Source organism: Sphingopyxis sp. P1IMeth2, assembly GCF_900185685.1.
In the GTDB taxonomy this organism is placed as follows: Bacteria; Pseudomonadota; Alphaproteobacteria; order Sphingomonadales; family Sphingomonadaceae; genus Sphingopyxis; species Sphingopyxis terrae_A.
This window is the reverse complement of sequence record NZ_FYAT01000012.1, coordinates 253,416-278,309: the sequence shown is the minus strand read 5'-3', so window position 1 is coordinate 278,309 and position 24,894 is coordinate 253,416. Positions and strand designations below refer to the sequence as shown.

Genomic DNA, 24,894 nt, shown 5'->3' with positions numbered 1-24,894 from the left:
CATGCTCGTTCAGGCATGGCAATGGGCTTCGGCAATATTTTTTCGCAAAAGGCAATTTACGTTGCTTGGGTAAGGCGTGCGATCGGGCTTTTGCGTTGAGGGCGTCGGACGGCGGCGCCGGGAAATGTCGGGAATGGGGGAGCGTCGGCGACCAAAATGGAGGCATCGGGTGGCTTGCGCGGCGCCCGAAAGCTTGCGTATTCCAGCAATTTATGGTCTGCCGTCCGGCAAGCGCGGTAATTTTTGCATCCGCGGTGGGACTTTGAGGGGCGCATGCAGACGGGACGGCGCTGGCTGACAATAGCCCTGATGGCGGGCGGTCTTGGGGGCTGCGTTTCGGCGCCGACCGAATATCCGTCCGGGCCGGGCCTTCCCGTTCCCGAGCAATGGTCGGTCGAATCGGGAAGCCGCCCGGCCGCCACTGCGTCCTATTGGACGCGGCTGAACGATCCGCTGGTCGATTCCTATGTCGCGCGCGCACTGGAGAATAATCGCGATATTGCCCAGTCGGCGGCGCGCCTGGTGCAGGCGCGTGCGGGTGTGCGCGCAGCGCGCGCGGGCTATTTCCCGCAGGTCACGGCCTCCGGAGGCGTGCAGCGCGATGTCGGCGATCTGGCCGACGAGCGGCTGCAATATTCGCTCGGCGCCGACGCGCAGTGGGAGATCGATCTTTTCGGACGCATCGGCGGCAATGTCGCCGCATCGCGGGCCGATCTTGCCGCCGCAGGCTATGGCCTTGCCGACCTGCAGCGCCTGATCGTGGGACAGGTGGCGCAGACCACCGTTTCGGCGCGAACGCTCGCGGTACAACTCGCGATCGCGCGCGAAACGCTGACCATTCAGGACGATAATCTCCAGATCGCGCGCTGGCGACGCGAGGCCGGCCTCGTATCGAGCCTCGATGTCGAGCAGGCCGCCGCGCAGCGGGCCCAGACTGCGGCGAGCATTCCGGCGCTTGAACGCGATCTCGCGCAGGCGGCGAACAGCATTTCGACCCTGATCGGCGAAGCACCCGGCCCGGTGCGGACGGCGATCGAGGGCGAAGCAAAAGCAATTCCGGCTCCGCCGGACGCGGTGGGGTTCGATGCGCCGGCCGCCGTGCTGCGCAGCCGCCCCGACGTCCGCCAGGCGGAAGCGACGCTGCTCGCCGACACGGCGCGCATCGGCGTTGCACGCGCGCAGATGCTGCCGCTGGTCAACCTTACCGGCAACCTCGGCACCGCCTCGTTCGGGATCGGCAATCTGTTCGATGTGATAACCGGGCGGCTCTTTGCGGGGATCAGCCAGCTGATCTTTGACGGCGGCCGCGCGCGCGCGGGTGTCGACGCCGCCAATGCAGCCGCGCAGGCTTCGCTTGCGGCATGGCAAAAGGCGATCCTTGGCGCGCTGGAAGATGTCGAGAGCGCCGCCGCCGCCCAGCGCGCGGCGGGCGAGCGCGTTGTCCTTTTCGCAGCGGCGCGCGATGCGGCGAGCAATGCCGCGCTGCTGGCGCGCAGCCAGTATCAGGCGGGCCTGATCGACTTTCAGACTTTGCTGACTGCGGAGAACCAGTTGCTCGCGGCCCGCAACGCGCTGGCGGCGAGCGAGGCCGAGCGGGCCAACGCCTTTATCAGCCTCAACCAGGCGCTCGGCGGCGGTTGGGACGGGACCAATCTCGATCCGGATGCCGGCGTTCGGACACAGGGGACTAGCGAATGACCGATACCGGCACTGCGACGCAGGAACTCGAGGATTTTCTTGGCGCGAAGCCGCGCCCCAAGTGGCGGCGCTGGATGAAATACTGGCTGCCGGCGGCGCTGATACTCTTCATATTGCTGGCGATGGCAACCTGTTCGCGCGGGAAAGGCGAGGCCAAATATATCACCGAGCCGGTGACCGAGAAGTCGCTGACGCTCAGCGTCACGGCGACCGGGAATCTGCGGCCGACCAATCAGGTCGAGGTCGGGTCCGAAGTGTCGGGCAAGATCGATCACATTTATGTCGATGTGAACGACCGCGTCTCCAAGGGGCAGGTCCTCGCCCAGATCAACACCGACGTGATCGAGGACCAGATCACCCAGGCCGAGGCCAATCTCAACGCGGCGCGCGCGCAGGTGGCGCAGGCGCAGGCGACGCTTGACGTCGACAAGGCGCAGCTCGCGCGGCTGGAAAATGTGTTCAAGATCTCGGGCGGCAAGGTTCCCTCAGGGGTCGAACTCGATCAGGGTCGCGCGGCAGTGAAGCGCGATACCGCCGTCGTTGCCGCGGCGCAGGCGAATGTCCGCGCTGTCGAGGCGCAATTGTCGTCGGCGGTGACCAACCGCAACCGCGCGGAGATCCGTTCGCCCGTTTCGGGTGTCGTGCTCGCGCGCCAGGTCGAGCCCGGGCAGACTGTCGCGGCAAGTTTCAACACCCCGACCCTGTTCATCATCGCCGAAGATCTGTCGGCGATGCAGCTTCGCGTCGAGATCGATGAAGCCGACGTCGGACAGGTCCAGACCGGACAGAAGGCCGACTTCACGGTCGATGCCTATCCCGGTCGTCGCTTTCCCGCGGTCGTCGAGCGCGTCGATCAGGCGTCGAGCAACACGGCTTCGCAGGCGAGCCAGCAGACGGCCACCGCAACCGCCAATGCGGTCGTCAGCTATGAGGCGAGGCTGGCGGTCGCCAACGGCGACGGGCTGCTGCGTCCGGGGATGACCGCGACGGCGACCATTGCGACGGGCAGCACCGGCAAACAATTGCTGGTTCCGAACGGGGCCCTGCGCTTTCAGCCCGATGCGAAGGAAAAGGAAAAGGGCGGCGTGCTCAATCCCGAAATCGGGCTGGAAAAGAATGAACAGCGCGCGACGATCGGCGTGGGCAGCCAGCAGCGCGTCTGGGTGCTTCAGGCCGACGGGACGCTGAAGCCCGTCGACGTTGTGACGGGGCAGAGCGACGGCCGCCTGACCGCCGTGACGGCCAAGGGGCTTCGGCCCGGCATGAAGGTGGTGACGGGCAAGGGGGCGACGGGCCAGTGACGCCCCCCGAGATCCCGCTGATCGAACTCGAAGGGATAACGAAGACCTTCGGCCGGGGCGAGGCGGCCTTTCAGGCGCTCAAGGGCGTCGACATGCGGATCGAGCGCGGCGATTTCGTCGCGGTGATGGGGCCGTCGGGCTCGGGCAAATCGACGACGATGAACATCCTCGGCTGCCTGGATGTCCCGACGAGCGGCGTGTTCCGCTTTCGCGGGGTCGAGGTGCAGGCGCTCGATCGCGATCAGCGCAGCCTGCTGCGGCGGCGTTATCTGGGCTTCGTCTTTCAGGGCTTCAATCTCCTTGCCCGCACCAGCGCGGTCGAAAATGTCGAACTGCCGCTGCTCTATCGCGGCGAAAAGAAGAGCGAGCGCCACGCCGCAGCCATGCGCGCGCTCGATCAGGTGGGTCTTGCGCCCTGGGCGGATCACACGCCGGCCGAATTGTCGGGCGGCCAGCAGCAGCGGGTGGCGATCGCCCGGGCGCTCGTCACCCAGCCCGACGTGCTGCTCGCCGACGAGCCTACGGGCAATCTCGATACCGAACGCTCGATCGAGATCATGCAGTTGCTCACGCGCCTGAACGGCGAAGGCATCACCATCCTGATGGTCACGCATGAGGAGGAAATGGCAGCCTTTGCCAACACCATCGTGCGCTTTCGCGACGGGCTGGTCGAACGGGTCGAACGCGGCAGGCGCACCCGCAGCGAGGAACCCGCCTGATGTTCGGCGCAACGCTCCTGCTCGCCTTTCGCGAGATACGGCGCCATCTGCTGCGTTCGTTCCTGACGACGCTCGGCATCATCATCGGCGTCGCGGCGGTGATCACGATGGTGACGCTCGGAAATGGCGTCACGGCATCGATCAAGGACCAGATATCCTCGCTGGGGTCTAACGTGCTGATCGTCTTTCCCGTGCAGGGCGATCGCGGCAGGCCGCGGCCGTTCAAGCAAGCCGATGTTGATGCAGTGAGCAGGCAGATCGCCGGCGTCGTCGATGTGTCGGGCAGCGTGTCGTCCAGCGTCACGGCCTTTCATAACGGGCAGAGCTGGCGCACGACCGTGCAGGGCGTCGGCAATGACTTCCTGCGCGCCCGGTCGATTGAGATCGAAAGCGGCCGCGCGTTCACGAACGAGGAGGAAAGCGCGGGCAAGAATATGTGCCTGATCGGGCCCAAGGTCCAAAAGGCGATATTCGTCGCCGGGAGCAGTCCGCTCGGCGAAAATATCCGGTTGAACAACGTGTCCTGCACCGTGATCGGCGTTCTCAAGGAACGCGGCGAGGGCGGCGGTCCCGATCAGGACAGCGACAATGTCGTGATGGTCCCGCTGAAAATGGCGCAGCGCCGCTTCACCGGCAGCGACGATATCCAATATTTCGTGATCAAATATGACAGCGCCTACGCCAGCACCGCCATTCAGGATTCGCTCGTCGGCCTGCTGCGCGAGCGGCGCCTGTTGCAGGGCGCGGCCACCAACGACTTCAACATCGTTGATACCGCGCAGGTCAATCAGGCGCTCGGTGCGGCAACCGGCGCGTTGACCGCGATGGTTGCGGTGATCGCGGGGATCAGCCTGCTTGTCGGCGGGATCGGGATCATGAATATCATGCTTGTCTCGGTCACCGAACGGACGCGCGAGATCGGCATCCGTCTCGCCATCGGGGCGCTGGCGCGCGAGGTGCAGCTCCAGTTTCTGACCGAGGCCGTCGTGCTGTGCTGTTTCGGCGGTGCGGTCGGCATCGCCTTCGCTTTCATCCTGTCCTGGGGGATGGCGAGCGTGATCGACGTGCCCTTCATCTTCAATCCGGTCGTCAATGTGATGAGCTTCCTATTCTCCGCCTTGATGGGGATAACATTCGGCTATTATCCGGCGCGCCGGGCGTCGAAGCTCGATCCGATCGACGCGCTGCGGCACGAATAAGCGGCACGCGCGGTCGCGGCGCCGCTGGCGTCGTCAGCTCAGCCGGCTGTGCCGCTTCTTGCTGTCACTCTCGATCGCGAGGATGATGCCGATGCAGGTCATGATCGTCAGCATCGACGATCCGCCATAGGAGAAGAGCGGCAACGGGATACCGACGACCGGCGCCAGCCCCATCACCATTCCCAGATTGATCGCGATGTAGAAAAAGATCGTCATGGTGAGGCCGGTCGCGGTCAATTGGCCGAAGCGCGTCCGCGCGTCGAGCGCGACGCGCGTGGACCAGCGCAGCAGGAAGAAGAAGCCGAGGAGCAGCAACAGCCCGCCGACCAGCCCCCATTCCTCCGACATGGTGGCGAAGATGAAGTCGGTATGCCCTTCGGGCAAATAATCGAGGTGGCTTTGCGACCCGTTGAGGAAGCCCTTGCCGAACAGTCCGCCCGATCCGATCGCAATCTTCGACTGGCTGATGTGATAGCCGGCGCCCAGCGGATCGCTTTCGGGGTCGAGGAAGATCAGCACGCGCTTCTGCTGATAGTCGTGCAGCATCGAAAAGAGGATCGGCAACGCGGCCAGTCCCGCGAGCGCGGCGCTGCCGAACCACCACAGCGGAAGGCCCGAGACGAACATCACGATCGCCGCGCTGGCGCAGATCGCCAGCGCCGTGCCGAGGTCGGGCTGGAGCATCACGAGCGCGGCGGGGATGCCGATCATCACCAGCGCGGGCCACAAGGCGTTGAAGGTGCGCGTGCTGCCCGGCGGCAATTGGGCGTAGAAGCGCGCGAGAGCGAGGACGATCGCGACCTTCATCAGTTCCGACGGCTGGAGGTTCATGAATCCGAGATTGAGCCATCGCTGACTGCCGCCGCCGACAAAACCCAGCGCTTCGACCGCAAGCAGAAGCAGCGCGACGCCCAGATAGCCAAGGTAAGAGAAATCTTCGAAAATGCGGATCGGCATGCGCCCGATCGCGAGCGCGACGAGCAGGAAGACGATGAAGCGCACCCCCTGTTGGAGCGCCCAGGGCGTCACGCTGCCGCCGGCGGCCGAATAGAGGACGAGCAGGCCGAAGCCGGTGATCGCCGACAGGAGTGCGATCAGCTTCCAGGGGATGCGCTGGACGGCGGGCGGAACCGGGATCATTGCGCGAGCCCCGGATCGGGGCGCGCGATACCCGCCTTCCACGCAGCATAGTCGCGGTCCATCCGCTCCTTGATCGTGCCGCCCCAGCCGGCCTCAAAGGCGGTCAGTGCCTCCATCGCCTTTTCACGGTCGTAGAGGAAGGTGAAGATGTCCTTGGCAACGGGCGCCGCCGCGCGGCTGCCGCCCATGCCATGTTCGATGATGACCGACGCGGCATAGCGCGGATTTTCGACCGGCGCGAAGCAAATGAACAGGCCGTGATCGCGAAATTTCCACGTGCCGCCCTTGCCGTTGCCGGTGTTGAGGCCGCGAACCTGGGCCGTGCCGGTCTTGCCCGCCATCTGGATGCCGTCGAGCGGCAGGCGGCTGCGCCCCGCGGTTCCGCCGGGGGCGTTGACGACGCGGTTCATCCCCTCGCGCGCGGTCGCAAAGGCTTCGGCTGAGAAGGGCAAAGGCTCGTTCGAGAATTGCCGGCTGACGAGGCGGGGGTAGAGTTTGCGGCCCGAGGCGATACGCGACGCCATGACGGCGAGCTGGAGCGGGTTCACGCTGACATAGCCCTGGCCGATCACCGCATTCAGCGAATCGGACGCCGACCAGGGTTGGCCGTATTTTTTCATCTTCCACGCGCTGTCGGGAATCGTGCCGTATCGCTGGTTGCTTCCGGCAAGTTGGAATTCCTCGCCCAGCCCCATCATCTTCGCGGTCGGCGCGATGGCGTCATAGCCCAGCCGGTCGGCGACCCAATAGAAATAGCTGTTACAGCTTTTCATGATCGCGGTCGGCATGTCGACGCTGCCGTGGGTGCCGAGACAGCGGAAGAAACGGTTGCCGAGGCGATAGCCGCCGATGCAGGTGTGGCGTTCGCTCGGGTCCATGCCATGTTCGATCGCGGCGATCGCGGCCATCGGCTTCAGCGTCGATCCCGGGGGGTAGAGGCCGCGGGTCGCCTTGTTGATCAGCGGCTGGTGATCGTCGGCGCGCAGCCAGCCATATTCGGCATTGCTGATCCCGTCCGAAAAGCTGTTCGGATCGAAAGACGGCATCGAAACGAAGGCGAGGATGTCGCCATTGAGGCAGTCGATGACGACCGCCGCCCCTGATTCGGGGCCCATGCGGCGCGCGGCATATTCCTGCAGATCGGCGTCGATGGTCAGGTGGACGGTCTTGCCTTGCGTGTCGGGCTGGGTGCTGAGATCGCGCACGACCTTGCCCCGCGCGGTGACTTCGACGCGCTTGGCGCCGGCCTTGCCGCGCAGCAATTCCTCGAAATATTTCTCCAGCCCGTCCTTGCCGGTCTTGAAGCCGGGGGTGATGAAGAGCGGATCCTTGACCTTTTCATATTCCTCGGCGGTCGGGGCGCCGACATAGCCGATCAGGTGGCCGACCGCGGCGCCGGTGGGATAGTTGCGGGCAAAACCGCGCGTCGGGGCAATGCCGGGGAGGTCGGGGAGGCGGACGAGGATCGATGCATATTGCTGCTCGGTCACGTCCTCCGCAACCGCAACCGGCTGGAATCCCGATGCCGCCTTGAGGTCGCGTTCGATGCGCGCCATTGCGTCGCCGTCGAGCTGCAACAACGTGCGGAGCTGGCCCAGCACCAGTTCCTTGCTGTGCATGCGATCGGGAATGATGTCGATGCGGAGCGAGACGCGGTTGTTGGCAAGCGCCTTGCCGTGGCGGTCGACGATCCAGCCGCGACGCGGCGGGATGAGCGTCAGATTGACGCGGTTGCTTTCGGATTCAAGGACATAGCGATCATTGTCGATGATCGAGATATAGCCCATCCGCGCCGCGAGCGCGGCGCCCACGGCGATTTGTCCGCCGCCGACGACAAGGGTGCGGCGCGTGAAGGTGAGGCCCCTCCAGGCTTCGGTAATGGGCGGACTTTTCTTGCGGGACATGAAAGCGGAAATTCGTTGGCAATCTGGGGCGAAGGCTAAGGCGGGGGCGGGAGGCGGGCGATTATCGGCGCTTGAGACGGAAATTGTCAAACTTGCCGGTCAGGCGGAGGAACAGCGGCATCAGCAGCACCGAAATGATGATCTGCGGCAGCACGAGGCCGAGCATATGCCCGGCGGGAGCGTGTGGAAAGGTGATAAGCACCGCAAGCGCCTGAACAGCGGCGACGAGCAGCGCGCCGATCGCCCAGTCGTGCAGGAAGCCGCGCCAATAGATGCGCTGCGAGAGATAGGCGATCGCGATGCTCGCGGCGGTCCACAGCGCGATGGCTGTGCCGATCGGCGCGCCGCTGAACAGATCGTCCCACAGGCCGAGCGGCAGACCGATCCACACCGGCCACATTTCGGTACGCAGAAGTTGCCAGCTCAGGAAGAAGAGGAGACCGAGCGGGGGCAGCACGGGCGAACTGGCGACGAGCGGCAGCATCAACGGCAGCGCCGACGCGATCATCACCGTCGCGATCGGCACGACCTGCATCCGCCAGCGCGAGGCTGGCTCGCCGATCCGCTGTCCGTGCCGGTTCATGGCGCGCCGGCCGCCGTGGAGGATTGGGCGGGCACCGCCTGCGCCTCGATATTATCGGGCGTATAGGGCCGCAGCACCGCTACCGCATCGACCTTTGCCGGGTCGGCCAGCGGACGCGCGAGCGCGCCATCGTCCTGGCGCCGCACGACGATGGCGACCGGAATGTTCGGAGGATAAAGGCCGCCGGTTCCCGACGTCACAAGGATGTCGCCGGGTTTGAAGGGATTGTTCGCGATGTTGAGCGTGCGAACGTCGAGATCGCCGTTGCCGCGGCCCGTTGCGAGCGCCGGCAGGCCGTCACGCGCCCGGCGCACCGGCACGACATTTTCGACGTCGGTAAGGAGCAGCACCTGCGACACCGATGGCCCGGCGGTCAGCACGCGGCCGATCAGGCCGTCGGCGCCGCGTACCGGCTGGCCCGCCAAAACACCCCGGTTGCGCCCGAGGCTGAGCAGCGCGATGCGGCGGCTGCTCGTCGAGGTCGAGGTGAGCAGATAGCCATGGGCGAGCGCCGAGCGATCGGTCTGCTGCAGACCGAGCAGCGACTTGAGCTGGCGATTTTCCTCTTCGAGCGCGCTGGTCGCGACGAGACGGCGGCGCGCCTCGGCCAGTTCCTTGCGCAAGCGGCGGTTCTGCGATCCCGCGCCGACGTAGGCCGACACAGTGTCGTCGACGCCCGAGATCGACCCGATCACCGACCGCGTGCCGCGCGCGATCGGCGCGGTTATTTCCTGACTGGCGACGCGCAGGGCGGCAAAGCCGACGGGGTCGGCGACCGAAAGGATCGCCAGAAGCAGCCCCGCAAGCGCGCCCGTTATCGCAATAACATAGGCGGCGAACAGGCTGTACTGGGCCTTTCGGGATTGCCCCGGACGCCGATGTGCCGGGCGAACCATGGACCGTCTGTCCGCGATCAGGCTTGCTGCAGCACGCCGCGGAAGGCGGGATCCTCCATCGCGCGGCCGGTGCCGATCGCGACGCAGGTCAGCGGGTCTTCCGCGACCGTCACCGGCAGGCCGGTTGCGTCGCGCAGCAATTCGTCGAGTTCGCGGATCAAAGCGCCGCCGCCGGTGAGCACGATGCCCTGGTCGACAATGTCGGCTGCGAGTTCGGGGGCGGTGTTTTCGAGCGCGATGCGCACGCCTTCGACGATCGTGCCGATCGGTTCGGACAGTGCTTCGGCGATCTGCGCCTGATTGATCGAAATTTCCTTCGGCACGCCGTTGACGAGGTCGCGGCCCTTGATGTGGATCGTCATGCCGACGCCGTCGGCGGGCACGCGCGCGATGCCGAAATCCTTCTTGATCCGCTCGGCGGTCGATTCGCCGATCAGCAGATTGTGATGGCGGCGAACGTAGGAGACGATCGCTTCGTCCATCTTGTCGCCGCCGGCGCGGACCGAGGTCGTGTAAGCCAGGCCGCGCAGCGAGAGCACCGCGACTTCGGTGGTGCCGCCGCCGATGTCGACGACCATAGAGCCGATCGGTTCGGTAACCGGCATGTCGGCGCCGATTGCGGCCGCCATCGGTTCCTCGATCAGCCACACCTGGCTTGCCCCGGCGTTCGATGCGGCGTCACGGATCGCGCGGCGTTCAACGCTGGTCGAACCCGACGGCACGCAAATCACGATTTCGGGGCTGCGAAACGCGTTGGCCTTGCCGCCGTGCACCTTGGTGATGAAGTGCTTGATCATCTGTTCGGCGACATCGATGTCGGCGATGACCCCGTCACGCAGCGGGCGGATGGCCTCGATGCTGTCGGGCGTCTTGCCCATCATCAGCTTGGCATCGTCGCCGACCGCCTTGACCCGCTTGATCCCGTTCAGCGTCTCGACCGCGACGACCGAGGGCTCATTGAGCACGATGCCCTTGCCGCGCACGTAAACGACCGTGTTCGCGGTGCCGAGGTCGATTGCCATGTCTTGGGAATTGAACTTCAGAAAACGGGAAAAGAAGGACATCGATACTGCTTCCTGTCATCGGCACGTGCCAGCCGGGTCGGTCTGGTCCTGCCGCCATCGAATGTGAACCCGCGCGCCTACCGGCACAGGACCAATCAGGGGGAGATTCCGGCTCTTCCCGGACGGGGTGGCTGGACAAAATGATTAGGGCTGAGCGGATGGGTCGCGATTTGCGTCCGACTGCGCTAGGACAGCCCCCATGTCAATACGCCGCCTGCCGGAAAAGCTAGTAAATCGGATCGCAGCCGGTGAAGTGGTCGAAAGACCCGCCGCAGCGCTCAAGGAGCTCGTCGAAAACGCCCTCGATGCGGGGGCGACTCGCATTGCGGTGCGAATCGCCGAGGGCGGAATTCTGCGGCTGGAAGTCGATGACGACGGGTGCGGGATGACCGCGTCCGACATGGCGCTCGCGCTCGAGCGCCATGCGACCTCGAAATTGCCGACCGATGCGATCGAGGAAGTGACGACAATGGGCTTTCGCGGCGAAGCCTTGCCGTCGATTGCCAGCGTTGCGCGGTTGACGCTTGAAAGCCGCGTTGCGGGCGCGGACGGGTGGCGCCGTGTGATCGATAATGGCAGCCTCATCGCCGAAGGGCCGGCGGCGCTCGCCAAGGGCACGCGGGTGATGGTCGAGGATCTGTTCGCGCGCGTGCCTGCCCGGCGCAAGTTTCTGCGTAGCGCGCGCAGCGAATATGCCGCCTGCCTCGATGTCGTGAAACGTCTGGCTATGGCGCGCGCCGACGTCGGTTTTACCGTCGAGCATGACGGGCGCCGCGTGCTCGACGTCCAGGGCGGCCAGGATCGTCTCAGCCGTGTCGCGGCACTGACCCAGCGCGACCTGGCGGCGAACAGCATCGGAGTCGATGTCGAGCGCGGCGAGGTCCGGCTCGGCGGCGTGATCAGCCTGCCCACCTACAACCGCGGTATCGCCGACCATCAATATCTGTTTGTCAACGGCCGTCCGGTGAAGGACCGGCTGCTCGTCGGGGCATTGCGCGGCGCCTACGCCGATCTGCTCGCGCGTGATCGCCATCCGGTCGTCGCGCTCTTCCTCGATCTGCCGACGAGCGAGGTCGATGTGAACGTCCATCCGGCGAAAACCGAAGTGCGGTTCCGCGATCCGCAGCTTGTGCGCGGGATGATCGTCGGCGGGCTGCGCCGCGCGCTCGACGAACAGGGGTTTCGCAGCGTCCAGCGCCCTGCCGAAGCCGCGCTCGCGGCGTGGCAGCAGGAACCGGCCGCACCGGCGCCGACGACCGGATTTCTGTTCGGCCAGCGCAGCGAGCGCGCGGTGCATCTGTTCGGCGCCGATGCCGCGCCGCCGCCCGCCGACGCGGCGCGCGTCTATGACCGGATGATGACCTTTGCGGGCGCCGCCGCGCCGATCGCAGGGCGAGCCGAAGTGGCCGAAGCGCCGCCGCCGGTCGCCGCCGACCATCCGCTAGGCATCGCGCGCGGACAGATCGCCAACACCTATATCGTTGCCGAGGCCGAGGACGGTCTGGTCATCGTCGACCAGCATGCGGCGCACGAGCGGCTGGTGCTCGAACAATTGCGCCGCGGCATGGCGGGGCAGGCGGTGCCGTCGCAGGGCTTGCTGCTGCCCGAGATCGTCGAGATCGACGAGCCGGCGTGCGATCGCCTCGAAGCGGCTGCGGGTCAGCTTTCCGCGCTGGGGGTCGAGATAGAGCGCTTCGGCCCCGCGGCGGTGATGGTGCGCGCGACGCCCGCGATGCTGGGCGCGATTGACTGCCACAAACTCGTCACCGATATCGCCGACGATTTGGCGGGCTATGACGCAGCGCTGGGCCTCTCCGAGCGGCTCGAACTCGTGGCGGCGACGATGGCGTGTCATGGGTCGGTGCGCGCCGGGCGTCCGCTCAATGTCGCCGAAATGAACGCCTTGCTCCGCCAGATGGAAGTGACGCCCCATTCGGGCCAGTGCAACCACGGCCGTCCGACCTGGGTGAAACTGCAGATGGCGGACGTAGAGCGACTTTTTGGCCGTAAATGAACGGGTTAGCGTGTTGCTATTTTAATTGATCATTGTTGATAGCTTGGACGACTATGATTGATGACTGCAAAAGACCGACATTGCGGACTTTGGCTCAATTTGCCAAGATGTCGTTACCGATCATCGTAGCAGGCATTCCCCGACATGTTTAAACCAAACAAGGGAATAGTTTTAGAGGCTCTTAGAGAGCTAAACGACAAAGGCTTTCAAGAATACTACTGGATGGGGCGAGACCAGAGCGTAGTATGCGTTCCTGAAGAGCTATGCCATTCCATTCGGTTCAGCAGCAACTTGGCGCTGAATTTCAAGTCCGGAAGACCGGTATTCGGTCATTGGGATGCGCGGATCATGGCTCTTGCGGAAAGATTTTGCGACCTCGTCGATGTAACTTCCGGTGATGCCGAGGCCATGCTCGCAGCAGCTGAAATGGAGCAAATCCGGGCCGAAGCACAGTCGATACTGGATGGCATCAAGGCTTAGCCGCCAATGCCGAATGGGACGGTCTCTCGTCCGCTTCCTATCCCCATATCGGGAATTTCTACTCCAGCTTCGGCGGAAAAGCTGGCACCTCTTGTGGGTTGGCTGGGGTGAAGCTGGCGATGGACGATGTGGAGAAGCTGTGCGGGCGCAAATTAGGGCGGCGCGGAGGTCCGGCAGCACGATGGCCCGGAATCACAACGCCCGGGCCTCATGCGAGACCCGGGCGCCTGTGACGAACGTCGCCATCCCCCTTGTGCACAGGCCAGGCGACCGGCCTGCACTCCCTGGAACCGGGCCTTGCGCCGCGTTGAACCAGAAGCCATTGGGCTATGCGCCGCGCCGGGCTTTGTCACCCATTCGTCGACAGGCTGCGGCGCTTTTGCACCGCCCTGTGGCCGTTTGGCAACATATTCTGCGAATCATTCGCAGCGAATTGTGCCCCACGGTGACCATTGCCAGCGGCCCGGACGCCCCCTAAAGCGGCGGCATGACCGCAACGCGCACCGCGCATGAAGGGGCGTCCGCCCGATGATCCTGCGTCCTTACGAACGCGCCATCTTCAAACGCTATCTGCTTCCGCAACGTGGCGAAGGCTTCATCTTCGTCGCGGCGGCGTTCAGTTTTACCGCGGTGATGCTGGGGGTCGCGGCGCTGGTTATCGTGATGAGCGTGATGAACGGTGTCCGCTCCGACCTGTTCGACAAGATCGTCGGGCTGAACGGCCATGCGGTGGTGCAGGGCTTCGGCGGCCGTCTCGACGACTGGCGCGATCTGCTCAAGGAGGTGAAGGCGACGCCGGGCGTCGTGTCGGCAACCCCGCTGATCGAGCAACCCTTGCTCACCACCTTCAACGGGCGCGTCGAGGGGGTGCTGGTGCGCGGGATGACCGTCGCCGACATTCGCGGCAACGGCGTGCTCAACGGCAAGGTTTTGCAGGGCAACCTTGATTCGCTGAAGCCTGGCACCGACAATGTCGCGATCGGCAGCGAACTGGCGCGTAATCTGGGCGCGACGGTCGGGTCGATGATCACGATCATCAATCCCGCAGGCCGGTCGACGCCGTTCGGAACGGTGCCGCGCGAGATTGCCTATCGCGTGTCGGCGATCTTCGAGATCGGCGTCTATGATTTCGACAAGGCCTATGTCGTGATGCCGATGGAGAATGCGCAGCTGCTGCTGCTCACCGGCGATCAGGTGGGAATGATCGAGATCAAGACGACCGATCCCGACAAGGTGGGCGAGATACTGCAGCCGCTGGCCGAAAAGGTCGCGGCGCAGGCGGTGATTTCGGACTGGCGGTCGATGAATAGCAGTCTGTTTGAGGCGCTGTCGGTCGAGCGCGTCGCGATGTTCGTGATCCTGTCGCTGATCGTGCTCGTTGCCGCTTTCAACATCATCTCTTCGCTCATCATGCTCGTCCGCGCCAAGACGCGCGACATGGCAATCCTGCGCACCATGGGCGCGCCGCGCGATGCGGTGATGCGCATCTTCATGGCGATCGGCCTGTCGATCGGCGTTGCGGGAACCATTGTCGGCATGATCATCGGCTTCAGCCTGCTTTACTTCCGCGCCGGCGTGCTGCGCGGAGCGGAATTCATCACCGGGCAGCCGCTGTGGGATCCGTCGATCCGCTTTCTGACCGAATTGCCGTCGAAGCCCGATCCGTTCGAAATCGTCGGCATTGCGGTGATGGCGATCGTCTTCAGCTTCCTCGCGACGCTCTATCCGGCGCTCAAGGCCGCGAATACCGATCCCGTGCAGGTGCTGCGCTATGAATGATGTCGTCCTCGAGCTTGTCGACCTGAAGCGCAGCTTTACGCAGGGCGACGTTACCATCCATGTGCTGCGCGGTATCGATGCGGCGCTGAAGCGCGGCGAAATCGTCGCGCTGCTCGGCCCGTCGGGATCGGGCAAGTCGACGATGCTGCAGGCGGTCGGCCTGCTTGAAGGCGGTTTCGAGGGCACAATCCGCATCGATGGCGAGGATGTGACGCGCTTCGATCAGAGCGCGCGGACAACCACGCGGCGCGAGAAGATCGGCTTCGTCTATCAATTCCACCATCTGCTCCCCGATTTCAGCGCGGTCGAGAATGTCGTGCTGCCGCAGCTCATTCGCGGCGCGCGCCAGGCCGAAGCCGAAGAGCGCGCTGCCGACCTGCTCGGCCGGCTCGGACTCGCCGAGCGTCTGCACCACAAGCCGAGCAAGCTGTCGGGCGGCGAGCAACAGCGCGTTGCGGTGGCGCGCGCGCTGGCGAACCGGCCGCTGCTCGTGCTCGCCGACGAACCCACGGGCAATCTCGACGAAGCGACGGCGGACCGCGTGTTCGACCAGTTCGTCAAACTCGTCCGCGATCATGGTTCTGCCGCACTGGTTGCGACGCATAACGAACGGCTGGCGGCGCGGATGGATCGCGTGTGGCGCTTGCACGAAGGACAGATCGAGGCGTAGGCAAAGCTGGAAGCGATTGCCGACGCCCAGCCGAAGGGGAAGCGAATATGGGGCTCTACGATTTTTCAGCGAAACTGCCGGGCGGCGGATCGCAAGCGCTTGCCGACTACAAGGGGAAGGTGCTGCTGATCGTCAACACCGCCTCCAAATGCGGATTTACCCCGCAATATGAAGGGCTGGAGGAGCTCTACCGCGATTACAAGGATCGTGGGTTCGAGGTTCTGGCCTTCCCCTGCAACCAGTTCGGCGCGCAGGAGCCGGGCGATGCCGAGGAAATCAAGAATTTCTGCTCGCTGACCTACGATGTCAGCTTCCCGCTGATGGCGAAGATCGACGTCAACGGCGACGACGCCGATCCGATCTTCAAGCATCTGAAGAAGGAAAAGACCGGCCTGCTCGGCAGCGGGATCAAGTGGAATTTCACCAAATTCCTCGTCGACCGCGACGGCAAGGTCGTCTCGCGCCATGCGCCGACAACCAAGCCCGAGCAGCTGCGCAAGGAGATCGAGGAATTGCTGGGTTAGGAACCCCCAAGCCAAAGCCGTTCGACCTGAGCTTGTCGAAGGGTCGTTCTTCACTTTGCGGCGGTGAAGAATAGGACGGTGCTTCGACAAGCTCAGAACGAACGGGTCGGGTGCGCGGCCAATGTGCATATTTTGCACACGGACGCTTCCCCGAATCGTCACATGTGCCTAGCGTCATCCGATGGCCTACAGCCCCTTTGTTCCCCTGCGCGTCTTTTCCAGTTTCACCATGCTGGAGGGGGCGATCGAGCCCAAGGCGATCGCGAAAGCGGCGCGCGAGCGGGGTTTTCCGGCGATAGCGGTCGCGGATCGCAACGGGCTGTACGGTGTCATGGCCTTTGGCGACGCGTGCAAGGCGGCGGGTGTCCAGCCGATCGTCGGTGCGCTGCTGAGCGTGGCGCGGCCGGGGCAGCGGCTGGCGAGCGGCGCACCGCTGATCGACTGGATTGCGCTCTATGCGCAGGACGATGCGGGCTACAATAATCTTTGCGCGCTGGTGTCGGCGGCGCACCTCGGCCGACCGGTCGAGCAGGAGCCGCATGTCCTGCTTTCGGACCTCGCCGGCAAGACCGACGGGCTCATCTGCCTGACCGGGGGCGGCGAGGGCGCTCTGGCGCGCTTGCTGGCCGGCGAGCAGAAGACGGCTGCCGACGAGTATGTCGAGCAGCTGGAAGCGCTGTTCGCCGGGCGGTTGTATATCGAACTGTCGCGGCGGGGCGATGCGACTGAAAAGGCCGCCGAGGCGGCGCTGATCGAGCTGGCCTATGCGCGCGCGCTGCCGCTGGTTGCAACCAATCCCGCCAATTTCGTCGATCCGCAATTTCATCCCGCGCATGATGCGATGCTGTGCATTGCGCAGTCGGCCTATGTCGAAAGCGAGGATCGCCGCTCGTCCAACCCCGAAGCCTGGCTGAAATCGGCCGAGGCGATGGAGGACAGTTTCTCCGACCTGCCCGAGGCGATCCGCAACACGCTGGTGATCGCGCAGCGCTGCGCCTTCATGGCGCCCACGCGCAAACCGATCCTGCCGAGCCTTGCCGGCGACCGCGAGGGCGAGGCGGCGCAGCTCAAGGTCGATGCCCACGCAGGGCTGGCCGAACGGCTTGCGCTCTATCCGGACCTTACCGAGGAAGAAAAGCAGGCCTATGTCGCGCGGCTCGACTTCGAGGTCGACGTCATCACGCAGATGGGCTTTCCGGGCTACTTCCTGATCGTTGCCGACTTCATCAAATGGGCGAAGGCGCACGATATTCCGGTGGGGCCGGGGCGTGGATCGGGTGCGGGCAGCCTCGTCGCCTGGTCGCTGACCATCACCGACCTCGACCCGCTTAAGCTCGGGCTGCTGTTCGAACGCTTCCTCAATCCCGAGCGCGTGTCGATGCCCGACTTCGACATCGACTTCTGCGAAACCCGCCGCGGCGAGGTGATCCGCTATGTGCAGGAGAAATACGGTCGCGACACCGTCGCGCAGATCATCACCTTCGGTAAGCTGAAGGCGCGCGCGGTTCTGAAGGACACCGGCCGCGTGCTCCAGATGAGCTATGGGCAGGTCGACCGGCTCGCGAAGCTGGTACCGAACCATCCGACCGATCCCTGGACGCTCGAACGCGCATTGAACGGCGTCAGCGAGCTGATGACCGAATATAAGCAGGATGACGGCGTCCGCCGCCTGTTCGACATGGCGCGCCAGCTCGAAGGCCTGCCGCGGCACAGTTCGACCCACGCGGCGGGGGTCGTGATCGGGGACCGGCCGCTCGACCAGCTTGTCCCGCTCTATCGCGATCCGCGCTCGGATATGCCGGTCACGCAGTTCGACATGAAATATGTCGAGACGGCGGGGCTGGTGAAGTTCGACTTTCTTGGCCTCAAGACGCTGTCGGTGCTCAAGGAAGCGCGGCGCCTGCTCGCGCTGCGCGGGATCGATGTCGATCTCGATACGCTCGGCTGGGACGATCCCGCGGTCTATGAGCTGCTCCAGCGCGGCGACACCGTCGGGGTGTTCCAGCTGGAATCCGAAGGGATGCGGCGCACCCTGTCGGCGGTGAAGCCGACCAATTTCGGGGACATTATTGCGCTCGTCGCGCTCTATCGGCCAGGGCCGATGGACAATATTCCGCTGTTCGGCGCGCGCAAGAACGGGCGTGAGCCGATCGCCTATCCGCACCCGCTGCTCGAAGGCATCCTCGCCGAAACCTACGGCATCTTCGTCTATCAGGAACAGGTGATGCAGGCGGCGCAGATCCTGGCCGGCTACAGCCTCGGCGGCGCGGACCTGTTGCGCCGCGCGATGGGCAAGAAGGTGCAGGCGGAGATGGACGCGCAGCGCGACACCTTCGTCAAAGGTTGCGGCGAGCATAATGGCATCGACGCCAAGGCCGCGAACGAGCTGTTCGACTTGATCGACAAATTCGCGGGCTATGGCTTCAACAAGAGCCATGCGGCGGCCTATGCGCTGCTCTCCTATCAGACGGCGTGGCTGAAGGCGCATTATCCGCACGAATTCTTCGCCGCGTCGATGTCGTTCGACAGCCATCAGACCGACAAATTGTCGATCTTCATCGACGATATGCGCCGCCTCGACATCGCGATCGCGCCGCCGTCGATCAACGACAGCGAGGCCGATTTTTCGGTCGGGCGCAGCGAAGACGGGCTCGCGGTCCGCTACGCGCTCGGCGCGCTCAAAGGTGTCGGCGAAAAGGCGATGGAGGCTCTCGTCGCCGAGCGTCAAGCCAAGGGCGATTTTGCGAGTCTCGACGATTTTGCCGCGCGCATCGACCCCAAGCTGCTCAACCGCCGCCAGATCGAGGCGCTGGCGGGGGGCGGCGCGTTCGACTGCGTCGAACCCGACCGACCGCGCGCCTTTGCTGGAGCCGAGGCGTTGCTGGCCTGCGCCAATAGTTCGGCGCACGAACGCTCGACGGGGCAGGGCGGGTTGTTCGGCGGTGATGTCGCGATCGCGCCGGTGCTCCAGCTGTCCGCTGCCGAACCCTGGACGCTTGCCGAGCGGATGGCGAAGGAAAAGGACGCGTTCGGCTTTTATTTCTCGGCTCACCCGGTCGAACAATATGAGGCGGTGATCGCGGCGCGCGGTGCGCGGACCTACGGCAATATCTGCGAAACGGTCGAAATGACGCCCGGAACCCGCATCCCGATGGTGATGGCGGCGATGGTCGAAAGCGCGCGCCCGCGCGTGTCGCAGCGCGGCAATCGCTTCCTCAACCTGACGCTGTCGGACCGCAGCGGACAATTTCAGTCGAGCTGCTTCGACGAGCAGACGGGCAAGATATTGGAGGCCTTGGCGGTCGACGGCGGCTGCGCGCTGCTCAACGTCGAACTCGATCTGCTCGAGGGCGAGGAAACGCCGCGCGTGACGGTGCGCGGGGCGCAGTCGCTCGCCGACATTGCGGCGAGTGCCGCGCTGCAACTCGATTGCCGCGTCGAACTCGCCGAGGCGCCGGGCGAGATGCTCCGCTATCTCGAACGGCGCGAGGATGCGCGCGGGCGGGTGATCGTATCGACGACCGATCCGCTGACGGGCGAGGACATCCGGATCGAGCTGGGACGCGGCTTCGCGCTCGGCCCAGACACCGTCTCGCGGCTCCAAATGGTTGCAGGCGTAACCGATGTGGCGCTTTCGCTGGTCCCGCCGCGCGATTTTCGCGTCCGCTAGGCTCGCCCCCTCTTGCGCGCCGCGCATTTCCGGCCCTATCCCTGACGAAAGACACGGGAGAGATGCATATGGGAATGCAGGGCCAGCCGCTGCTCGTTACAAGCCTGATCGATCATGCGGCGCGCGAACATGGCGCACGTGAAATCGTCTCGCGCTGGGCCGACGGCAGCATGACGCGGTCGAGCTGGGGCGAGGTCGGCAAGGACGCCCGCCGCTTCGCTGCCGCCATGACGCGGCTGGGGATGACGAAGGGCGACCGTATCGCAACGCTCGCGATGAACCATGGCCATCATCTGGTGAGCTGGTACGGGACCGCCGGCATGGGCGGGGTGCTGCACACGGTGAACCCGCGGCTGTTCGACGAACAGCTTGTCTATATCGTCAATCATGCCGAGGACCGCATTCTCTTCTTCGACGCGGCATTTCTGCCGATCGTCGAACGGCTGCGCGATCAGCTTCCCACCGTCGAGCATTTCGTGCTGTTCGATGCGCCGGCGCGCGACGGCTATCTTTCCTACAAGGATCTGATCGACGCCGAAGACGGCGGCTTCGAATGGGTCGATCTCGACGAGCGCGATCCGGTGGGCCTCTGCTATACCAGCGGAACGACGGGCAATCCGAAAGGCGTGCTCTACGAACATCGCTCGAACGTCATCCATGCGATCACCGAGATTCAACCCGATGTCTTCGATATGTCGAACCGCAGCGTCATCCTGCCGATCGTGCCGATGTTCCACGCCAACAGCTGGGGCATTCCCTTCGCCGCCGCGACGGTGGGGGCGAAGCTCGTCTTTTCGGCGACCAATGATGCGCAGGTGCTCTGCGAACTGATGCACGCCGAAGGGGTGACGCACAGCGCCGGCGTGCCGACGGTGTGGCTCGCGATGTTCGCGCATATGGATGCGACCGGGATCGACTATGGCAAGCTTTACCGCGTCATCATCGGCGGCTCGGCGGCGCCGCGTGCGATGATCGAACGCTTCATGAAGGCGGGGATCGACGTCGGCCACGCATGGGGCATGACCGAAACCTCGCCGATCGGAACGATGGGCAAGCGGCCGTGGAATTGGGACGAAATGAGCTTCGACGAGCGCGTCGATATCGTCTGCCGCCAGGGCTGCCCGCCCTTTGGCGTCGAACTGCGCATCGTCGACGAGGAGGATAATGTCCTGCCGCGCGACGGGGTGACGAGCGGGCGGCTGCAATGCCGGGGCCCCTGGATCATCCAGCGCTATTTCAAGGCTGACGCCGATGCCGCCGACAGCGACGGGTGGTTCGATACCGGCGACGTCTCGGTGATCCATCCCGACGGGGTCATGCAAATCACCGACCGGGCGAAGGATGTCATCAAATCGGGCGGCGAGTGGATTTCGTCGATCGAACTCGAAAATGCCGCGGTGGGCGCCCCCGGCGTTCAGGAAGCCGCCGCGGTCGGCGTATTCCACCCCAAATGGGACGAACGACCGATCCTGCTGATCGTCAGGAAACCCGGCGCCGAGGCGACCGAAGCGAGCATCCTCGATTATCTGAAGGACAAGGTCGCGAAATGGTGGCTGCCCGACGAGATCGTCTTCGTCGAAGAACTGCCGCACACCGCGACGGGCAAGATCCTGAAGCGCCAGATCCGCGACGATTACAAGGATTACAAGCTGAAGTCGTTGGCGGAGGCGTAACCCCCTATGGGTGTCATTGCGAGGCGCGCAGCGACGAAGCAATCTCCAGCCAACCGCGACAGGGCAAGCGAATAACTGGGGATTGCTTCGCTTCGCTCGCAATGACGATTGGCTTTTGCAGCCGGTTAGAACAATTCCATCTGTCCGTCGCGTTCCGGCGGCCTGAACAGGTCGCTGCGGAGCGGCGGAAAGCTTTTGTCGAGGCCATGTTCGCGCGCCGCGCGCTTGACACGGGTGCGGATGAGCTGCGCCCAAACGCCTCGCCCCTTCATGCGGGAAAAATAGTCGGGGTCATTGTCGCGGCCGCCGCGAATGTCCTGCACCATGTGGATCACCTTGGCGGCGCGGTCGGGATAATGGGCGTCGAGCCAGGCGTGGAACAGCGGCGCGACTTCGTGGGGGAGGCGGAGAAGGATATAGGAGGCGCGGATCGCGCCGGCCTCTGCCGCCGCAGCCATGATCGCCTCTATCTCGTGATCGGTAATAGCGGGAATGATCGGCGAGATATTGACCTGCGTCGGGACGCCCGCGTCGATCAGCTTGCGGATCGCCGCGAGCCGCCGCTTGGGATGCGGCGCGCGCGGCTCCAATGTACGGGCGACTGCGGGATCGAGCGTCGTGACCGAAATCGCTACCCCGACCAGATTGTCGCGCGCCATGTCGGCGAGCAGATCGATATCGCGAAGGATGCGATCGGACTTGGTCGTGACGATCAGCGGATGCCGCGTTTCGGCCAGCACCTCGACCACCGCGCGCGTCACGCCCCATTCGCGTTCGATCGGCTGATAGCCGTCGGTGTTGGTGCCGATGGCAAGCGGGGCGGGCACATAGCCGCGCTTGGCCAGTTCCCCTCGCAGCAATGCGGCGGCATCGGGCTTGGCAAAGAGCCGGCTTTCGAAATCGAGCCCCGGTGACAGGTCGTGGAAGGCGTGGGTGGGGCGCGCGAAGCAATAGATGCAGCCATGTTCGCAGCCGCGATACGGATTGATCGAACGGTCGAAACCGATATCGGGCGAGTTGTTGCGCGCGATGATCGTCCTGGGATGTTCGACGGTGACGGTGGTGCGCAGCGCCGGCGCGGTGCCGTCGATGTCTTCGGCCGTGTCGAGCCAGTCGCCATCGGCCGCGCGGTCGAGCGATCCGGTCCGCGTCGGGCGGAGGTTGGTCGGGGCGCCGCGGCCTGAAATCGGGGGAAGGGGACGGGTCGGTTCCACTGTCGCAATCTAGTGGAACATCGAGAACATATAAAGAACAAAAATCGTTGCCGGCGTGAAGCCGGTGGCGACATTTGAGCTATTCGGTGAGGCGCGGGATCAGGTCGACGAAGTTGCAGGGGCGGTGCCGGCTGTCGAGCTGGCTTTCCAAAATGCCCTCCCAGGCATCGGTGACGGCGCCGGTCGACCCGGGCAGCGCGAAAATATAGGTCCCGCGTGCGACGACGGCGCAGGCGCGCGACTGGATCGTCGAGGTGCCGATCTTCTGAAAGCTGATCCAGCGGAACAGTTCGCCGAAGCCCGGAATATCCTTGCCATCGAGGCGGTGCAGCGCTTCGGGCGTCACGTCGCGGCCGGTCAGGCCCGTGCCGCCGGTCGTAATGACGACATCGACCGCAGGGTCGTCAATCCAGTTGTGCAACCGCGATACGATAAGATCGGTTTCGTCGCGAATGATCGCGCGCGCCGCAAGCTCGTGCCCCGCGCCGGTCAGCAGTTCAGCGAGCTTGTCGCCCGATGTGTCGTCGTCGCTGCTGCGGCTGTCCGAAATCGTCAGTATGGCAATGCGAACGGGCTTGAACGGGCGCGCCGGATCAATCGGCATTGGCGAGACCGGCGGGACCGGCGTAGGTCAGCCGTACCCGGTCCTTGCTGTCGGGAAAGCGCGGCCATTTGCCCTGCGCGAGGGCGGCGCGGCTGATCGACGGCTTGCCCTGTTCGGCTTCGTACATCCAGTAATTGCGTAGCACGATGCCGACATAGGCGCGCGTTTCCCAATAGGGGATCGATTCCATGAAGAGCAGCGGATCGCCATTGTCGCGCACTTCGGTCGACCAGCGCGCAACCGGCGCGGGGCCCGCATTATAGGCGGCGATCACCTTGGGCAGCAGGCCGCCGGTCGACGAATCCTTGCTCAGATACTGCAGATAGCTCTGGCCGAAATCCATATTCACCGCGGGGATGCGCAGATCGGCAGGATTGACGCTTTCGCCCCGCCACCGCGCCAGATCCTTGGCGGTGCCGGGGCGCACCTGCATCAAGCCATAGGCGCCCGCCGGGCTGACCACCGTGCGCTGGAAACGCGATTCCTGCAGCGTGTGGGCAAAGACCAGCGCCGGATCGACCTTCCACCCGCCATTGGGCTCCCAGCGCGGCTGCGGATAACGCGTCGCGGCGGCGAGCTTGCGGCCCCGCGGCGTGTTGTGGGCCAGATAGAGCTGGGTTTCGGGCAGGCTGAGCGCCTGGGCCAGGGCAATGAGCTGTTCGTGCTGGCGCGGGTCGCCGATGCGCGCCTGCTGGCGCAGCAGCGTGTCGGCGTAGCCGTCCTCGCCGATCTCGGCCATCGCAACCGCGGCGCGGACATTGGGCAGTTCCTCGAGCGCGCGGAAGGCGCTGCGGTCGGCGCGGACATTCTCGCGCTGGATATTGGTTTCCAGACCCAGCGTTTCGGCGGCGAGAAGGCCGTAGAAGGTTTCCTCATTGCTCGCCGCGGCGCGCAGGCGCGGCTCTACAAGCTGCGGCTCGCCCGATGCGATCGCCGCGCGTGAGGCCCAATAATAAGCGGCGGCGCGCTGCTCGCTGTCGGGGGCTTCCTTGGCGACGCGGTCGAAGGCGCCCAGTGCGGTGCGATAGTCGCGCAAGCGCCACGAAGCGAGGCCTTGCACCCACGCGCCCTGCACCGGCCAGGCGCCCTGGCTCGCGCTGCATTCCGCCGCGAGGCGAAGCGCATTGGCGTCGTCATTCTCGATATAATAGGACCAGGCAATCTTCTGCCGCCATTCGTCGCGCGCCTCGGGCGTCAGCTGGTCGGCGACCGCTGCATAGAGCGCCTCGGCGCCGGCGGGATCGTCGTTCTTGATACGGTCAGGGATGGTGCGGGCCAGCCCGGCGGCGACCGGATCGCCGCCCACGCTGTCGGCGCCGAGCCGGCGCGGGGCGCTGCCCGACCAGCTCAGGCGATTCTGGTTGGGCAGGACCGGCACGTCGGTGGCGCCGCGCTTCGCGGCAAGGCTTGCCAGACGGTCGGCCTGCGGCAGTTCGGGCGATCGTGCGAGAACCGGCATCAGGTCCGACACTTCGGCGCGCGGGCTGTTTGCCGCGAGCAGCAATTCGGCGCGCAGGAAATCGTTGAGCGGGCCCTTGTCGGCGCCGTCGAGCATCGATTTCGCATCGGCCCAGCGCTGTCCGCGAATGGCGGTCAGCACTTGCGTGTAGAATTGCTTCTGCTTCGCCGACAGGATTTCGGGCACCGTTTGCGACGGAGCCGAAAAATCGCGATCGGGCGCGTCGGCGGCCATCGCCGGGACGGTTCCGGCCGCAAGGAAGATCAGGATCGAGGCGCCGAGCGCCCATTTCGCTTTTGTCAT

19 protein-coding genes are annotated in these 24,894 nt (G+C 64.9%); 11 read left to right on the top strand and 8 right to left on the bottom strand.

All coding sequences use genetic code 11. From position 1 onward, the window contains the following. Window positions 1-273: 273 nt before the first annotated feature. The 4 genes from P1IM2_RS08125 to P1IM2_RS08110 are packed head-to-tail and all read left to right on the top strand — an operon-like array spanning window position 274 to window position 4,917. Window positions 274-1,698 carry an efflux transporter outer membrane subunit gene (locus P1IM2_RS08125; protein ID WP_186402092.1) on the top strand — a complete coding sequence of 475 codons (1,425 nt, stop codon included), beginning with the start codon at window positions 274-276 and terminating at the stop codon, window positions 1,696-1,698. After that, the gene (locus P1IM2_RS08120; RefSeq protein WP_186402091.1) at window positions 1,695-2,999 is read left to right on the top strand and encodes an efflux RND transporter periplasmic adaptor subunit; all 1,305 of its coding nucleotides are present in this window, start codon (window positions 1,695-1,697) and stop codon (window positions 2,997-2,999) included. Before P1IM2_RS08125 ends, P1IM2_RS08120 begins: the two co-directional genes overlap by 4 nt. Continuing rightward, window positions 2,996-3,718 carry an ABC transporter ATP-binding protein gene (locus P1IM2_RS08115; protein ID WP_003043762.1) on the top strand — a complete coding sequence of 241 codons (723 nt, stop codon included), beginning with the start codon at window positions 2,996-2,998 and terminating at the stop codon, window positions 3,716-3,718. The genes P1IM2_RS08120 and P1IM2_RS08115 overlap by 4 nt, the downstream gene beginning before the upstream one ends. Then, window positions 3,718-4,917, top strand: a complete 1,200-nt coding sequence (locus tag P1IM2_RS08110) for an ABC transporter permease (RefSeq protein ID WP_062902633.1) — start codon at window positions 3,718-3,720, stop codon at window positions 4,915-4,917. The genes P1IM2_RS08115 and P1IM2_RS08110 overlap by 1 nt, the downstream gene beginning before the upstream one ends. 33 nt (window positions 4,918-4,950) lie before the next feature. Here P1IM2_RS08110 and rodA read toward each other — a convergent pair whose 3' ends face one another. The 5 genes from rodA to P1IM2_RS08085 all read right to left on the bottom strand — a co-directional run bounded on the left by rodA (window position 4,951) and on the right by P1IM2_RS08085 (window position 10,504). Further along, window positions 4,951-6,057: a rod shape-determining protein RodA gene (gene rodA, locus P1IM2_RS08105; RefSeq protein ID WP_186402090.1), complete on the bottom strand. Its 1,107-nt coding sequence runs from the start codon at window positions 6,055-6,057 to the stop codon at window positions 4,951-4,953. Next, window positions 6,054-7,961 (bottom strand): penicillin-binding protein 2, encoded by a 1,908-nt coding sequence (gene mrdA / locus P1IM2_RS08100; RefSeq protein WP_062902631.1) that lies wholly within the window; start codon window positions 7,959-7,961, stop codon window positions 6,054-6,056. The genes rodA and mrdA overlap by 4 nt, the downstream gene beginning before the upstream one ends. A 61-nt stretch (window positions 7,962-8,022) precedes the next feature. Further along, window positions 8,023-8,544, bottom strand: a complete 522-nt coding sequence (mreD, locus tag P1IM2_RS08095) for a rod shape-determining protein MreD (RefSeq protein WP_062902630.1) — start codon at window positions 8,542-8,544, stop codon at window positions 8,023-8,025. After that, window positions 8,541-9,440 carry a rod shape-determining protein MreC gene (mreC, locus tag P1IM2_RS08090; protein ID WP_062902629.1) on the bottom strand — a complete coding sequence of 300 codons (900 nt, stop codon included), beginning with the start codon at window positions 9,438-9,440 and terminating at the stop codon, window positions 8,541-8,543. Before mreC ends, mreD begins: the two co-directional genes overlap by 4 nt. Before the next feature lie 17 nt (window positions 9,441-9,457). After that, on the bottom strand, window positions 9,458-10,504 hold the full coding sequence (locus P1IM2_RS08085) for a rod shape-determining protein (RefSeq protein ID WP_003043744.1): 1,047 nt from the start codon (window positions 10,502-10,504) through the stop codon (window positions 9,458-9,460). Window positions 10,505-10,703: 199 nt separating this feature from the next. Between P1IM2_RS08085 and mutL the strand changes: the two genes are divergently transcribed. The 7 genes from mutL (at window position 10,704) to P1IM2_RS08050 (ending at window position 21,314) form a co-directional block, all read left to right on the top strand. Beyond that, window positions 10,704-12,518, top strand: coding sequence for a DNA mismatch repair endonuclease MutL (gene mutL / locus P1IM2_RS08080; RefSeq protein WP_186402089.1), 1,815 nt, complete (start codon window positions 10,704-10,706; stop codon window positions 12,516-12,518). 144 nt (window positions 12,519-12,662) lie between these two features. Continuing rightward, complete coding sequence (locus P1IM2_RS08075; protein WP_186402088.1) at window positions 12,663-12,998, top strand: hypothetical protein; 336 nt, start codon at window positions 12,663-12,665, stop codon at window positions 12,996-12,998. 528 nt (window positions 12,999-13,526) lie between these two features. Beyond that, window positions 13,527-14,777, top strand: coding sequence for a lipoprotein-releasing ABC transporter permease subunit (locus P1IM2_RS08070; RefSeq protein WP_062902626.1), 1,251 nt, complete (start codon window positions 13,527-13,529; stop codon window positions 14,775-14,777). After that, window positions 14,770-15,447: an ABC transporter ATP-binding protein gene (locus P1IM2_RS08065; protein WP_186402087.1), complete on the top strand. Its 678-nt coding sequence runs from the start codon at window positions 14,770-14,772 to the stop codon at window positions 15,445-15,447. The genes P1IM2_RS08070 and P1IM2_RS08065 overlap by 8 nt, the downstream gene beginning before the upstream one ends. A 47-nt stretch (window positions 15,448-15,494) precedes the next feature. Further along, on the top strand, window positions 15,495-15,971 hold the full coding sequence (locus tag P1IM2_RS08060) for a glutathione peroxidase (protein WP_186402086.1): 477 nt from the start codon (window positions 15,495-15,497) through the stop codon (window positions 15,969-15,971). A 181-nt stretch (window positions 15,972-16,152) separates the two neighbouring features. Continuing rightward, a complete protein-coding gene (dnaE, locus tag P1IM2_RS08055) occupies window positions 16,153-19,641 on the top strand; it encodes a DNA polymerase III subunit alpha (RefSeq protein WP_186402085.1) in 3,489 nt (1,162 codons plus the stop codon). A gap of 68 nt (window positions 19,642-19,709) precedes the next feature. After that, window positions 19,710-21,314, top strand: coding sequence for a long-chain fatty acid--CoA ligase (locus P1IM2_RS08050; protein ID WP_409574530.1), 1,605 nt, complete (start codon window positions 19,710-19,712; stop codon window positions 21,312-21,314). A gap of 125 nt (window positions 21,315-21,439) precedes the next feature. On the opposite strand, the gene P1IM2_RS08045 is transcribed toward P1IM2_RS08050, so the two are convergent. The 3 genes from P1IM2_RS08045 to P1IM2_RS08035 form a co-directional block, all read right to left on the bottom strand. Then, on the bottom strand, window positions 21,440-22,528 hold the full coding sequence (locus P1IM2_RS08045) for a PA0069 family radical SAM protein (protein WP_186402083.1): 1,089 nt from the start codon (window positions 22,526-22,528) through the stop codon (window positions 21,440-21,442). Between the two features lie 79 nt (window positions 22,529-22,607). Continuing rightward, window positions 22,608-23,132: a molybdenum cofactor biosynthesis protein B gene (gene moaB / locus P1IM2_RS08040; RefSeq protein ID WP_186402082.1), complete on the bottom strand. Its 525-nt coding sequence runs from the start codon at window positions 23,130-23,132 to the stop codon at window positions 22,608-22,610. Further along, window positions 23,122-24,894, bottom strand: a complete 1,773-nt coding sequence (locus P1IM2_RS08035; RefSeq protein ID WP_062902620.1) for a lytic transglycosylase domain-containing protein — start codon at window positions 24,892-24,894, stop codon at window positions 23,122-23,124. Before P1IM2_RS08035 ends, moaB begins: the two co-directional genes overlap by 11 nt.

Bases quoted from the DNA above. Each gene is read 5' to 3' on its own strand.
- P1IM2_RS08125 (WP_186402092.1), top strand. From the start codon at position 274: ATGCAGACGGGACGGCGCTGGCTGACAATAGCCCTGATGGCGGGCGGT.
- P1IM2_RS08120 (WP_186402091.1), top strand. From the start codon at position 1,695: ATGACCGATACCGGCACTGCGACGCAGGAACTCGAGGATTTTCTTGGC.
- P1IM2_RS08110 (WP_062902633.1), top strand. From the start codon at position 3,718: ATGTTCGGCGCAACGCTCCTGCTCGCCTTTCGCGAGATACGGCGCCAT.
- rodA (WP_186402090.1), bottom strand. From the start codon at position 6,057: ATGATCCCGGTTCCGCCCGCCGTCCAGCGCATCCCCTGGAAGCTGATC.
- mrdA (WP_062902631.1), bottom strand. From the start codon at position 7,961: ATGTCCCGCAAGAAAAGTCCGCCCATTACCGAAGCCTGGAGGGGCCTC.
- mreD (WP_062902630.1), bottom strand. From the start codon at position 8,544: ATGAACCGGCACGGACAGCGGATCGGCGAGCCAGCCTCGCGCTGGCGG.
- mreC (WP_062902629.1), bottom strand. From the start codon at position 9,440: ATGGTTCGCCCGGCACATCGGCGTCCGGGGCAATCCCGAAAGGCCCAG.
- P1IM2_RS08085 (WP_003043744.1), bottom strand. From the start codon at position 10,504: ATGTCCTTCTTTTCCCGTTTTCTGAAGTTCAATTCCCAAGACATGGCA.
- mutL (WP_186402089.1), top strand. From the start codon at position 10,704: ATGTCAATACGCCGCCTGCCGGAAAAGCTAGTAAATCGGATCGCAGCC.
- P1IM2_RS08075 (WP_186402088.1), top strand. From the start codon at position 12,663: ATGTTTAAACCAAACAAGGGAATAGTTTTAGAGGCTCTTAGAGAGCTA.
- P1IM2_RS08070 (WP_062902626.1), top strand. From the start codon at position 13,527: ATGATCCTGCGTCCTTACGAACGCGCCATCTTCAAACGCTATCTGCTT.
- P1IM2_RS08065 (WP_186402087.1), top strand. From the start codon at position 14,770: ATGAATGATGTCGTCCTCGAGCTTGTCGACCTGAAGCGCAGCTTTACG.
- P1IM2_RS08060 (WP_186402086.1), top strand. From the start codon at position 15,495: ATGGGGCTCTACGATTTTTCAGCGAAACTGCCGGGCGGCGGATCGCAA.
- dnaE (WP_186402085.1), top strand. From the start codon at position 16,153: ATGGCCTACAGCCCCTTTGTTCCCCTGCGCGTCTTTTCCAGTTTCACC.
- P1IM2_RS08050 (WP_409574530.1), top strand. From the start codon at position 19,710: ATGGGAATGCAGGGCCAGCCGCTGCTCGTTACAAGCCTGATCGATCAT.
- moaB (WP_186402082.1), bottom strand. From the start codon at position 23,132: ATGCCGATTGATCCGGCGCGCCCGTTCAAGCCCGTTCGCATTGCCATA.
- P1IM2_RS08035 (WP_062902620.1), bottom strand. From the start codon at position 24,894: ATGACAAAAGCGAAATGGGCGCTCGGCGCCTCGATCCTGATCTTCCTT.